The sequence below is a fragment of the Streptomyces sp. NPDC048462 genome (genome assembly GCF_043200175.1).
In the GTDB taxonomy this organism is placed as follows: Bacteria; Actinomycetota; Actinomycetes; order Streptomycetales; family Streptomycetaceae; genus Streptomyces.
In genome coordinates, this window is sequence record NZ_JBICXG010000013.1 from 116,331 (window position 1) to 128,112 (window position 11,782).

The 11,782-nt window shown below is 72.1% G+C and carries 13 protein-coding genes; 8 read left to right on the forward strand and 5 right to left on the reverse strand.

All coding sequences use genetic code 11. The features are described from left to right. Positions 1-35 precede the first annotated feature (35 nt). Positions 36-815: an NAD(P)H-dependent oxidoreductase gene (locus ACGFU6_RS22415; protein ID WP_393613201.1), complete on the reverse strand. Its 780-nt coding sequence runs from the start codon at positions 813-815 to the stop codon at positions 36-38. Between the two features lie 156 nt (positions 816-971). Here ACGFU6_RS22415 and ACGFU6_RS22420 point away from each other — a divergent pair, with 156 nt between their 5' ends. Then, positions 972-1,820 (forward strand): helix-turn-helix transcriptional regulator, encoded by an 849-nt coding sequence (locus tag ACGFU6_RS22420; protein WP_393613203.1) that lies wholly within the window; start codon positions 972-974, stop codon positions 1,818-1,820. A 1-nt stretch (position 1,821) separates the two neighbouring features. Here the strand turns inward: ACGFU6_RS22420 and ACGFU6_RS22425 are convergent, their stop codons facing one another. Together ACGFU6_RS22425 and ACGFU6_RS22430 are read right to left on the reverse strand one after the other, a co-directional pair. Beyond that, positions 1,822-2,142 (reverse strand): DUF397 domain-containing protein, encoded by a 321-nt coding sequence (locus ACGFU6_RS22425; RefSeq protein ID WP_393613204.1) that lies wholly within the window; start codon positions 2,140-2,142, stop codon positions 1,822-1,824. After that, a complete protein-coding gene (locus ACGFU6_RS22430) occupies positions 2,123-2,965 on the reverse strand; it encodes a Scr1 family TA system antitoxin-like transcriptional regulator (RefSeq protein ID WP_393613206.1) in 843 nt (280 codons plus the stop codon). The genes ACGFU6_RS22425 and ACGFU6_RS22430 overlap by 20 nt, the downstream gene beginning before the upstream one ends. Positions 2,966-3,078: 113 nt before the next feature. On the opposite strand from ACGFU6_RS22430, the gene ACGFU6_RS22435 reads away from it, so the two are divergent. From ACGFU6_RS22435 to ACGFU6_RS22450, 4 genes are all read left to right on the forward strand, one after another. Beyond that, positions 3,079-3,321 carry a hypothetical protein gene (locus tag ACGFU6_RS22435; protein WP_393613208.1) on the forward strand — a complete coding sequence of 81 codons (243 nt, stop codon included), beginning with the start codon at positions 3,079-3,081 and terminating at the stop codon, positions 3,319-3,321. Further along, positions 3,311-3,553 (forward strand): hypothetical protein, encoded by a 243-nt coding sequence (locus tag ACGFU6_RS22440; RefSeq protein ID WP_393613210.1) that lies wholly within the window; start codon positions 3,311-3,313, stop codon positions 3,551-3,553. The genes ACGFU6_RS22435 and ACGFU6_RS22440 overlap by 11 nt, the downstream gene beginning before the upstream one ends. Positions 3,554-3,608: 55 nt before the next feature. Beyond that, positions 3,609-4,469 carry an inositol monophosphatase family protein gene (locus tag ACGFU6_RS22445; protein ID WP_393613212.1) on the forward strand — a complete coding sequence of 287 codons (861 nt, stop codon included), beginning with the start codon at positions 3,609-3,611 and terminating at the stop codon, positions 4,467-4,469. 244 nt (positions 4,470-4,713) lie between these two features. Beyond that, positions 4,714-5,604, forward strand: a complete 891-nt coding sequence (locus tag ACGFU6_RS22450) for an EamA family transporter (RefSeq protein WP_393613214.1) — start codon at positions 4,714-4,716, stop codon at positions 5,602-5,604. Between the two features lie 34 nt (positions 5,605-5,638). Here the strand turns inward: ACGFU6_RS22450 and ACGFU6_RS22455 are convergent, their stop codons facing one another. Next, the gene (locus tag ACGFU6_RS22455; RefSeq protein ID WP_393613381.1) at positions 5,639-6,097 is read right to left on the reverse strand and encodes a calmodulin-binding protein; all 459 of its coding nucleotides are present in this window, start codon (positions 6,095-6,097) and stop codon (positions 5,639-5,641) included. Between the two features lie 362 nt (positions 6,098-6,459). Here ACGFU6_RS22455 and ACGFU6_RS22460 point away from each other — a divergent pair, with 362 nt between their 5' ends. The 3 genes from ACGFU6_RS22460 (at position 6,460) to ACGFU6_RS22470 (ending at position 10,085) form a co-directional block, all read left to right on the forward strand. Further along, the gene (locus ACGFU6_RS22460; protein WP_393613215.1) at positions 6,460-7,266 is read left to right on the forward strand and encodes a BTAD domain-containing putative transcriptional regulator; all 807 of its coding nucleotides are present in this window, start codon (positions 6,460-6,462) and stop codon (positions 7,264-7,266) included. A gap of 205 nt (positions 7,267-7,471) precedes the next feature. Then, on the forward strand, positions 7,472-8,269 hold the full coding sequence (locus ACGFU6_RS22465; RefSeq protein ID WP_393613217.1) for a thioesterase II family protein: 798 nt from the start codon (positions 7,472-7,474) through the stop codon (positions 8,267-8,269). A gap of 28 nt (positions 8,270-8,297) precedes the next feature. Next, positions 8,298-10,085, forward strand: coding sequence for a fatty acyl-AMP ligase (locus tag ACGFU6_RS22470; RefSeq protein WP_393613218.1), 1,788 nt, complete (start codon positions 8,298-8,300; stop codon positions 10,083-10,085). Between the two features lie 117 nt (positions 10,086-10,202). Here ACGFU6_RS22470 and ACGFU6_RS22475 read toward each other — a convergent pair whose 3' ends face one another. After that, the gene (locus ACGFU6_RS22475; RefSeq protein WP_393613220.1) at positions 10,203-11,744 is read right to left on the reverse strand and encodes an MFS transporter; all 1,542 of its coding nucleotides are present in this window, start codon (positions 11,742-11,744) and stop codon (positions 10,203-10,205) included. Positions 11,745-11,782 lie beyond the last annotated feature (38 nt).

Below are 11,782 nucleotides of genomic sequence, written 5' to 3' on the forward strand. Positions count from 1 at the left end.
CGGCCGGGGTCGGCGACCGGGGGCGCGCACCGCCCTCAGCCGCGCACATGCAGCGCGAATCCCTGGCGGTCCGCGGACTCCAGCCCCTCCTTCAGGTGCAGCGACGGGATCTCGTAGTCACCGAAGTTCTGCCGCCGGAACGGGATCGGCTCGGTCGACTCCAGGGTGAGCAGCCGCTGCTCCCAGGCCTTGGCGGCGACCGCGTACTCCTCGCCGTCCATCCGGTCGGTGCCGTGCAGCACGAACGGCGGGAGCACCTCGATACCCGGGTAGTAGAGGATGCCGTGGTGGATCGGGAACAGCAGATCGTCGATCGGGCCGTTGATCCCGCGAGCCGAGTAGTGCGCCTCCGGGCCGCCGACGGTCACCGACAGCAGGGCCCGCCTGCCCGCGAGGGTGCCCTCGCCGTAGCGCTCGCCGTACTTGGTGTCGCTGTGCTCCCCGACGCCGTACGCGAATCGGTAGGTGAACACCCGGTCCACCCAGCCCTTGAGGATCGCGGGCATCGAGTACCACCACAGCGGGAACTGGAAGATGATCGTGTCCGCCCAGAGCAGCTTCTCCTGCTCGGCGAGCACGTCCGGGGTGAGCGTCCCGGACTCGAAGGCCCGGCCCGAGTCCCTGGCGACCTTCAGCGGACTCGATGCGGCGGGACCGTAGTCCGAGGCGTCCACGACCGCCTTCCAGCCCATCGCGTACAGATCGCTCACCCGCACCTCGTGCCCCGCCGCCTCCAGCGTGGACACCGCGAGGTCCTTCAGTGAACCGTTGAGCGAGTCCGGCTCCGGGTGGGCGTGGACGATCAGCGTCTTCATGGGAACTCCATCGGATCGGTCGGGCGGTCGGTCGGATGCCTTTGATTCTGCGCACCCGGGCGCCCTCTGTTCAGGGGCGCTTCTTCCGTCGGACCGGACTTCCTGGTATCGGCAGGGCCACCCTCCCGCCGCCCCCGCGAGGCCATACTGGAGTGCATGGACGATCTCGCAGGCTTCCTCCGCACCCGGCGCTCCCGCGTCGACCCGGCGTCCGTCGGCATCAACGTCGACAGCCGCCGCCGGGTCGAGGGACTGCGCCGCGAAGAGGTCGCGCACCTGTCCGGAGTCAGCGTCGACTACTACGTACGCCTGGAGCAGGGCCGCGCCACCCAGCCCTCCGAACAGGTCCTGGACGCGCTCGCCCGCGTCCTGTGCCTCGACGAGACGGAACGCGACCACCTGGGCCGGCTCGCCGGTCAGCGCCGCCGCCGGACGAAGGCCCCGGCCGTGCGGGTCCGGCCGGAGCTGCTGCAGGTCCTCGACCTGACGGCCGGCGCACCCGCGATGATCATGAATCACCGGATGGACGTGCTCGCCGGGAACCGCCTCGCCCGGCTGCTCTACGGACTGCCGCTGCCCGGCCTGAACACCGCCCGGCACATCTTCCTGGAGGAGTCCGAACGCGGCCTCTACGCGGGCTGGGAGACGTGCACCCTCGACGCGGTCGGGCACCTGCGCCTGGCCGCCGGCAAATACCCCGACGACCCCCGACTGGCCTCGCTGATCGGGGAGCTGTCGATGGGCAGCGAGCGCTTCCGCCGCCTCTGGGCCCGCGCGGACGTGCGCGCCCGCACGCACGGCTGCAAGGCGTACCGGCACCCGTTGGTCGGGCTGCTGGAGCTGCACCAGGAGAACTTCGCGCTGCCCGACGAGTCGGGCATGGAGCTCGTGGTGCTGGCCGCGGCCCCCGGCAGCCCCGCCGAGGACGGGCTGCGCCTGCTCGCGAGCCTGGGCGCTGACAGCGACGACGCGCAGCCCGCGGTGAACGCCCAGGTCCGCGAGTAACTCACCCGAGGTCGTCGACGAACGACTGCCAGGCCGCCGCGCGGAACATCAGCACCGGGCCTTCGGCCACCTTGGAGTCCCGGACGGGGACGACCTCGGGAAGCCCGTCGAGGACTTCGAGGCAGTCCCCGCCGTCGCCGCCGCTGTGTGAGGACTTGCGCCAGCTGGTGCCGACCTCCAGGCAGTCGCCTCCGCTTGCTCCGCTGCAGGAGGACTTGTGCCAGGTCGCGACCTCTACGCAGTTTCCGCCGCTGGCATCGCTGTAGGTGGACTTGTGCCATGTCGCCGTGGACAGGTCGTAGTCAGAACCGCTGAGCTTCATGGTCGTAATCCTCCGCCACCGACTCGATCAAGGCCAGCGACTCTGATGGTGAGCATGCGCCAGCCATCAATAGATCGTAGGTCAGTTCGTATTTTCTGACCGTGAGCGGATCATCCAGGAGTTGACCCGAGCCGAGGCTGTCCAGATAGGCCAACGGAGGCGCGTCTGAAAAGGCCATTAGCTTGAGGCCCCCACCCATGGCCGCGTGTCCGCCTTCGGAGAATGGCAAAACCTGGACGATAGCGCGGTGTTGTCCGATCAGCCCGGCGATATGGCGAAGTGCTTCCGCCATCACCGCAGGTCCGCCGACCTTCCGGCGTAAGACCGCCTCGTCCAGCACCACCCACAACATCGGCACTGTTGGATGTGCGAGCAGTTGCGCTCGCTCAAGCCTGGCTGCCACCAGCTCGTCGATCGTGCGCTCGGTAGCCGTGGGGAGACCATCCCGAAACACCGCCCGTGCGTACCCCTCCGTCTGCAACAGCCCCGGGATGAGCTGGGGCGCGTACTCCCGGATCGTCTCCGCGCGGGCCTCCGCCTCGGCCGCCTCCGCGAAGTGTTCCGGGTACTTCGACTTCTTCAGCGCCGCGCAGTTCCGTACGAAGAAGCCGTCCGCGTCGAGGATCTCGTCGAACTTCTCCGCCTGGTCCATCTGCATGCGCCGTACCCCCGACTCCAGCTGGCCGATGAACGAGCCGCTGAGGAAGAGCGGGGCGCCCAGGTCCGACTGGGAGAGGCCCGCGGCCTCTCTTCGGTGGCGGAGTTCGGCGCCGAGGAGGGCCCGCGGCGAGGAGGAGGGATCGAGCTTTCTGGGCCCCGGCATGACAACTCCCTGTGATGCACAAGCGGTTGTTGGAACTGCACCTCTTCCAGGCTAACGAGAGATTGGACACGCTGGGTATGCATTGACATTACTCAGCGTGGAAGGAATGGATCATGACGACAACGGAGCGGCGCAGGGTTACGGCGGGCAGAGTGCGGGAGGCGGAAGAGGCGGTCGAGCGGCTGCGGGAAGGGCTCGCGGGGGTCGGGATCACCCTGCCTTCGCTGCGGGTCGACCCCGTCTCGTGTGCGGGGAGCGGGCCGGGTGTGCTCGTCGACCTGGGGCGCTGCAACCTCGACACGGTGCGGCGGCTGAGCGGTGTGCTGGACGGGAAGGCGGCAGGCCATGGTGGGTGAGAGCGGTGAGCCGGAGGCGTGTACGCCGGAGCCGGGTTCGTTCGCCGTGGACGTGCGCGACGGGCGGGTGGGCCGGGTGATGGGGCGCGTCGGGCCGTACGTGCAGCTGCGGCCGCCCGGCGGGGGATCGGAGTGGGACTGCCCGCCCGATTCCGTCCGGCCGGCCTCGCCGGGGCTCGTGCTGCGGGCGCGGGTGACGGAGGTCAACCGGGAGGGGCAGCTGCCCCGGTGAGGGTTCGAAGGGAAACCGTGGCGGTCCGGGAACGGGCGCGAATAGCCTGAGGTTCATGCTGAGCATGAACACGGAAAGCGACGCGCGACTGGCTGTCAGAGCGGTACGGGCGGGCGCGGCGGTGGTCCGGGAGATGTACGGGACCTCGTTGCAGCGGTTCGAGAAAGGCGGGGGTGACTTCGCGACGGCCGCCGACGTCGCCGCGGAGAAGGCCATCCTCGATGTTCTGCGAACGGCCCGGCCCGATGACGCCGTGACGGGTGAGGAGAGCGGCCGCACCGGAGCGGAAGCCGCCGAACGCAGGTGGCTGGTCGACCCCTTGTGCGGCACGCTGAACTACGCCGTGAACACCATGGTGGTCGCGGTGAACGTCGCCCTGCGCGAAGGGTCGTCCATCACGGCAGCGGCGGTGGCCGACCCGTTCGGCGGAGAGGTGTTCTGGACGGACGGCGAGCGCGCCCGCCTCCGCAGCGGCGGCACGGGTGGTGCGGACGGTACGGGTGGTGCGGACGGCACGGACGGCACGGACGAGGAGTTGGCACCCTCGTCCGGATCGCGGCTGGTGGACGTCAACCTCGACCCGCCGTTCCCCAACGCGCCCGGCTTCCGGGCGGTCGCGCTGCTGGCCGACCCCGGGTTCGCGGAGCACTTCCGGCCGCGCGTGGTCTCCAGCACGCTGGCCGTGACCTGGGTCGCGGCCGGGCGAAGGGCCGCGTACGTCACCGACGGGCGGCTGCGCGACAGCGTGCACTTCTCCGCGGGCATCGCGCTCTGCCAGGCCGCGGGCTGCGTGGTGACCGACCTGCGCGGCCTGCCGCCGCACACCGGTGCGGGCGGTCTGGTGGTGGCGGCCGACGCGGAGACGCACGCCCTGTTGCTGGAGATGATCAGGAACCAGGAATCAGGGATCGGTTGACGCGATGGCTCGAACGAGGCGTCGCCGTTGAGACAGCGCCCCGGGGAGGCGATCAGCGGGTGGCTTGAGGAGCCCTGCTCGGCTTGAAGAGCCCGGCACCGGCTCGATGCGTCATGCCCGGCTTGCGGTGGTGCCGGGGCACGGGCCGCCCGGGGCGGCGCCGGGCGGCTGCCGTACCGTTCGGGCGGCCCCCCGGCCGACGGAGGGCCCACCCGCTCCCCTCCGCCCGTGGAAAGGACGCGCGATGCCCGCCGTTCTCGTCCTGCTGCTCGCCGGCACCTGGCTGCTGTCCGGCGCGCTGGTCACCGGTACCGATCCGCTGATCGTGGCGGTCGGCCGCACCGCGGTGTGCTGCCTGGCGCTCACCGCCGTCGCCGCGTCGAGCGCGCACGGCCGGGCGGACCTGCGGCGGGCCGCCGCCCGCCCGGGAACCGTCTGGCTGCTCGGGCTGCTCGGCTTCGCCGGGTACGCCGCCGGGACCCTGCTCGCCATCCCGCGCATCGGCACCTCCCTCACGAACCTGGTCGTCGCGCTGATGCCGTGCGCCTCGGTGGCCGTCGGCGCGCTGTTCTTCGGCGAACGGTCCAGGCCCCGCAAGGCGGTGGGCGCCGCCCTGGCCTGCGCCGCGGCCGCCGGATACGCGGCGCTGGGCGCGGACGCGGGGGACCTGGACGCGGTGGGGCTGCTGCTGGTGGCGGCGGCCACGGTGGCGTTCGCGGTCTACGGCTTCCTGTACCGGGACCGGCTGTCCGGGCTGCCGCCGCTGGCCGTGCTGCCCGTACTGCTGGCGGCGGCCACCTGCCTGCTGCTGCCGATGGCCCTGCCCGCGCTGATCGGCCACCCCCCGACGCTCGCCGCGACGGGCGGGATCGTGGTGCTCGGCGCGGTCGTCTACGCCCCCGCCTACCTCGTACAGCACCGCCTCATCCTGCGCCGCGGCCCGGTGTTCACGGCGGCCGTCCAACTGGCCGTCCCCTTCACGGTCCGGCTCGGTGACTGGGCCCTGGACACCGCGCCCGCGCCGTCGCCCGCCGAACTCCTGCTGCTGGCGGTGTGCTGCGCGGGGATCGCGCTGGTGACCGTTCAGCCGGCCCGCTCGCCCGGACCGGCCGAACCGGCCGCCTCCGAACGGTGAACGGGGCGCGGCTGCGAGCCGGGGACGGGATGCCTTACGGGGCGGTGACTTCCCTGACGAGTCGCGAGCTCCACGGGCAGTGGATCCGGCCGGGCAGGAACGGGCCGCCGACCTCGTCGAGGTGGTCCTCGGTGTAGCTCAGCGTCGCGTCGCAGACCTCGATGGCGTAGTCGAAGAAGCTGACGCTCTCGGGGTCGTAGTGGAAGCTGTACTGCCGGCTGTAGTCGGTCGGGGACTTGATGATCCGGCCGATGACGTGCGGCCGCTCGGAGGTCTCTCCGCCGACCAGCTGCCTGGCGTGCTGGATCTGCTCCTCCTTCACCAGCTTCACCACGAGGTTCCGCGCGCTGTAGCCGTCCGTCATCTCGAAGTAGGCGGGGGCCGCCTCGGCCGCCCGGCCGGTGCCGGGGGTGTGCTGTCCGGCCTCGGCGGGCTGGGCGAGCGTGAAGCCGAGCAGGGTCACGGCGGCAAGGCCGGTGAGCTTGGTGAACATGCGGCGCACGAGGGTCTCCACGAGTGGGTAGGAGCCATGATGATCATGACTTGCGTTACGCACTGTAGGGCATGAACAGCAGAAAGTGACGATCGCGCTCCGGCGGACCTCGCCGGACGGTGCGAACGAGGAGTTGACGCCTGCGCCCGGCCTCGCCCCGCTCTCCGTTCCCCGAGCCCCGCTCCGGGTCCGTCGAGCGGTTCCGGCCGTCCGCCGTCATCCGCACGCCTGTGACCTCGGCGTATGAAGATGTCATGCGGCGCACCCCCGTGGGTTCACGGCCGGTACGTGTACCTGTCCCTGTCTGCCCGCGACCGTGAGGTGTCACTGTCTCCGATAGAGCTAGCGGAGGGAGCAGGGCGATGGTGATCGGTGTCCTCGGACCGCTGGTCGTGACCGTCAACGGCACGTCCGTAGTGCCCAGCGCGGCGAAGCCGAGGCAGGTGCTGGCGTTACTGGCGGCCAACCTCGGACGTCACGTGAGCATGGCCGCCATGGCGGAGGAGCTGTGGGACGGAACTCCTCCGGGGCGGCCCTCGGGTGTGGTGCAGACCTATGTGAAGCAACTGCGGCACGGACTCTCCGCGGCGTTCGAACCGGTCGGCGGACCCGAGGGGAAAGAGGTCCTCATCCGCAGCCACACCGGCTACATCCTGGACCCGCCCGAGGCCGACGTCGACGTGGACGCCCGGGAGTTCGAACGGCTCGCCCTGCGCGGGCAGCGGGCTCTGGCCGAGGACGATGTCGCGCTCGCCGCCCGGCTCCTGGTGAAGGCGCTGACCGTGTGGCGTGGCCCCGCGCTCGCCGACGTACGGACCGGGCCGGTGCTGGAGACCGAGGTGAGACGCCTGGACGAGGTGCGCCGGGGTGCGCTGGAGAGCCGGATCGCGGCGGACCTGCGGCTGGGCCGGCACGCGGAGCTGGTCAGCGAACTCACCGTGCTCACCACCCGCTACCCGCTCCAGGAGAACCTGCACGCCCAGCTGATTCTGACGCTCTGCCGCTGCGGGCGGTCCTGGCAGGCCCTGGAGGTCTTCCGCAAGGTGCGCGCGTCGTTCGTGCGGGAGCTCGGCATCGAGCCCTCGCAGCGGCTCCAGCGACTGCATCACGCCATTCTCGCCGACGACCCCTCCCTCGCCTCGCCCGCCTACGATTTGGCCGTCTTTTAGCGGTCGCCCGCACCCTCGATGCGTGTCGGCCGGGTACCGCTCCACCGATGGCCGAAAGGTGTGCTGCCGGGCGGGCAGGCGCGCCGCCCGGACCCGTTCACCAGGGCCGGGCGGGTGCGGCCCGCTCCGACGGCCGCAGTCGACCGCGTCGTGCGGCCGGGCCCGGCCGGCACACAGTCGCCGGACGAACCCGAGGCGGAGCAGAATGACGCGATACCTTTCCCAGACGCCCCAGTTACCGACGGACGCTCCGACCGGAGCCGGTGTGCGGCTGTTCTGCTTCCCGTACGCGGGCGGCGGGGCATCGGCGTACCGGCGCTGGCAGCGCGGACTCGACGAGCACGGAGCCGGTGCGCGTGTGCTGCCGGTGCAGCTCCCCGGCCGTGAGGGCCGCATCAACGAGCCCAGGTTCACCGATCTCGACGCACTCGTCGAGGACCTGGACGAGCAGCTCGACGAGGAGCTGCGGGAGCCGCATGTGCTCTACGGCCACAGCATGGGGGCGCTCATCGCCTACCGGCTGACCATCCGCCGCCAGAGCCGCGGCGCCCCGCTCCCGCTCGGCCTGGTGCTCAGCTCCTACCGCGCGCCCCATCTGCCCGCCCCCAGGATCGCGAACCCGCACGCGAGCGACGAGGAGCTGGTGAACGGCCTGGCGGCGCTGGGCGGGATACCCCGGGTGATCCTGAAGCACCCGGAGTTCCTGTCGGCGCTGCTGCCCGTGGCCCGGGACGACCTGCTGCTGTGCGCCTCCGCGGTGACGCCGGGCGCCGAACCCGTGAAGGTTCCCCTGCACTTGTTCGTCGGGGGCAGGGACCGGCTGGTGACCGTACCCGAGGTGGTGGCCTGGAGGCGGCACGCGGGGCGTGGCTGCGAGGTGCGGGAGATGCCCGGCGGGCACTTCTTCATCCGCGCCCACGAGGACACCTTCCTGCACGAACTCGCCGCCCTGCTGCGTCGCTATGCCCAAGCCCCGTTACTCGCGGGTTCCCTGCCGGTCTGAAGCAGTGCTCAGGAGTGGAGAGACGACGATGAGCCAAGAGACATTTTCCCAGCGCGTCCTGGCCAGGGCACAGGCGCGGGGCACGGCGGAGGCGTTCGCCTTCGTGCACGAGACGGACTCGGAACGCTGGGTGGAGCGGCTGACCTACGCGGAGCTCGACGCACAGGCCAAGGACATCGCCTCCTGGCTTCAGGAGCGCGGACTGGCCGGCCGGCAGGTCCTGTTGCTGTATCCGTCGGGGCTGCCGTTCGTCGCGGCCTTCCTCGGCTGCCAGTACGCCGGCGCCGTCGCCGTTCCGGCCCCGCTCCCCTCCGGCGAGCGGCAGTTCCAGCGGCTGTCGCGCATCGCCGCCGACGCGCGGGTCGGGGCGGTGCTCACGACCCGCGAGCACGCGCCGGCCGTCGAGTCCTGGCTGGTGGGCGACAGCCCGGACGCCGTCCCGTGCGTGGCCACGGACGTGGGACCGGTGGGGGACGCCACCCACTGGCGGGAGCCCGAACCGCAACTCGACGGCCTGGCCTTCCTCCAGTACACCTCGGGGTCGACGAGCGAGCCCAAGGGAGTGATGGTCTCCCACCGCAACCTGATGGCCAACGAGGCGGCGATCCAGCGCTCCCTGGGGTCGGACGCCGACTCCTGCCTGGGCAGCTGGCTTCCGCTGTTCCACGACATGGGGCTCATCGGGCACGTGCTGCACCCGCTCTGGCTCGGGGCCAGGGCCGCGCTGATGGCCCCGGAGACGTTCCTGCGCCGCCCGGTGCGCTGGCTGGAGATGATCGGCGACCACGGGGTCACGATCGGGGGCGGTCCCAACTTCGGGTACGACATGTGCGTACGCCGGGTGAAGGACACCGAGCTGTCCTCGCTCGACCTCTCCCGCTGGGCGCAGGCGTGCAACGGGGCGGAGCCGGTACGGGCGGAGACCATCGACGCCTTCGCGAGACGCTTCGCCCCGGCGGGCTTCCGGCCCGAGACCTTCTTCCCCTGTTACGGAATGGCGGAGACGACGCTGCTGGTGTCGGGCACCCCGCTCGGGCGCCCGGCCGTCACCCGCACCGTCGACACCTCCGCCCTGGAGACCGGGCAGCTCGCCGGGCCCGTGCCGGGCGGGGCCACTCGCACGCTGGTCAGCAGCGGTGTGGTGCGGGCCGAGGACTTCGAGGTGCGGATCGCCGACCCCGCCACCCTGCGGGATCTCGGGCCGGAGGGGGTCGGCGAGATCTGGGTGCGCGGGGAGAGCGTGGCGACCGGCTACTGGTCCCGTCCCGAGGCGACCGCCGAGGCCTTCGGGGCGCGGCTCACCGGCGCGGACGGGGCGGTGACGGACGGCTGGCTGCGCACCGGGGACCTCGGCGCCCTCAGCGACGGTGAGCTCTACGTGACCGGCAGGCTCAAGGAGATGGTCGTGATCAACGGCCGGAACATCTACCCGCACGACGTGGAGGCCGCCGCCCGCGCGGCGCACCCCTCGCTGGGCACGGGCGCGGTGTTCGCCGTGCGGCCAGGCGGAGACGTGCGCGAACGGCTGGTGGTCGTCCTGGAGGTCAGGGGCGCCGCGGGCGGACCGGACACGGAGGCGGCGCACCACCAGGCCCTGCTGGACGGGGTGCAGCGCGCGGTCGGCGAGGAGGCCGGTGTGCCGGTGGGCAACGTGCTGCTGGTCGGCGCCGGAACGGTGCGGCGCACCACCAGCGGAAAGGTCCAGCGGACCCTGATGCGGAAGCTGTTCCTGGAGGGGCGGCTCGAACCCCTGCTGGCCGTCGTCGAGCCGGCCGTGGAGGAGCTGGTGAAGGGCGCCCCGGTCGGAGTCTCCTGAGATCGGACGGCAACGCCCGGCCCACCACCGCGCGGTGGTGGGCCGGGCGTTGCCGTCCGGTCCCCAAGCGGTCTCAGGCGGCTCTTGAGTCGCTCTCGGGTGGTTCTCGACCGGCTCTCAGGCGGTTCGTTGGCGGGTGGAGTCGGCGCCGGGCGGGCGGTGATCCTCCACATCCTTGCCCGGGTCCGACCCGCTCGGAACGGTGGGCGCGGGACCGGGCAGCAGCAGGCCGCTCAGCACGGCCCCGGCGGCGACCAGGGCGGCCGCCACCCGGAAGCCGTCGGACGCAGCCTGCTCGAAGAGGTGTCCGGTCCGCTCGGAGAGCGGCGCGGCGCCCGCCGCCGTGCTGTATCCGTGGGCGAGGACGGTGCCGACCACGGCCACGCCGAGGGCGTTGCCCAGCTCCTGCATGGTGTCGTTGAGCGCCGCCGCGTTGCCCGAGCGCTCCGGCGGTACGAGGCCCATCACGGTGTCCGTCGCCGGCGCGAGTGCCAGGCCGACACCGATGCCGCTCAGGCAGAGCCCGGACAGCACCCCCGGGTATCCGCCCGACATCGTTCCGAGCGTCCAGATGCCCGTCGCGGTGACCGCCAGCCCACCTGCCACACCACCGCGCGGCCCCGCGCGGCGGGCCAGCCAGGGGGCGGCGGCCGAGCCGAGCCCGACGGCGAGTGCCAGCGGCGCGACGGCGAGCCCGGCCCGCAACGGCCCGTAGCCGAGGGCGAACTGCAGACGCTGGGTCAGCACGAAGAGGGTGCCGGCGAGCCCCAGGAAGAGCAGCATGTTGCCCAGGCTCGCCCCCAGGAACGCGGGTCTGCGCAGCAGGGCGAAGTCCACCATCGGATACGGGTGCCGCCGCTCCCAGGCCACGAAGAGCGCCCCCGCCACCCCGGCCGCGCCGAACGAGGCGAGCACGGTCGCGGACGTCCAGCCCCGGTCCGCCGCGTGGATGGCGCCGTACACGAGGCCCACCATGCCGGCCGAGCCCAGGACCGCGCCCAGCGGATCGGCCGGGCGGGGCACCGGCGCCGCCGACTCCGGCAGCAGGACGGCTCCGGCGACGAGCACCGCGGCCACCGGAAGCAGGTTGACCAGGAAGACCGAGCCCCACCAGAAGTGCTGGACGAGTGCCCCGCCGACGACCGGGCCCGCGGCGACGCCCAGCGCGGAGGTGCTGCCCCACACGGCGATGGCCCTCGGCCGTTCCTCCTCGGGGAAGACGTCGACGAGGATCGACAGCGTGCCCGGCATGACGAACGCCGCGGCCACCCCCATCACCGCCCGTGCCGCGATGAGTTGCCCGGCACCGTCCGTGGCCAGTGCCACCAGTGATCCGGCGCCGAAGAGCGCCATGCCGAACAGCGTGGCCCGTTTGCGGCCGTACCGGTCGGACAGGGTGCCCGCGGTCAGCAGCGTCGCGGCGAACACCAGGGCGTAGCCGTCGACGATCCACTGCGTCAGGCCGATTCCGGCATGCAGGTCCCGCATCAGGCTGGGCAGCGCCACATGGAGCAGGCCGTTGTTGAGGATGATCACGAAGAGGGCGAGCGAGAGGATCCCGAGCACCTGCCAACGCCGCGGGTCCGGGCCGGTCGAGCCCCTGTCCGTACGCAACTCCCGCATCGGGGTCCTTCCCTTGCCGTCGTGAAGGGGCGGCACGTGTGTGCGGCTCCGTCCGGCACCTTCGCCGGGACTGC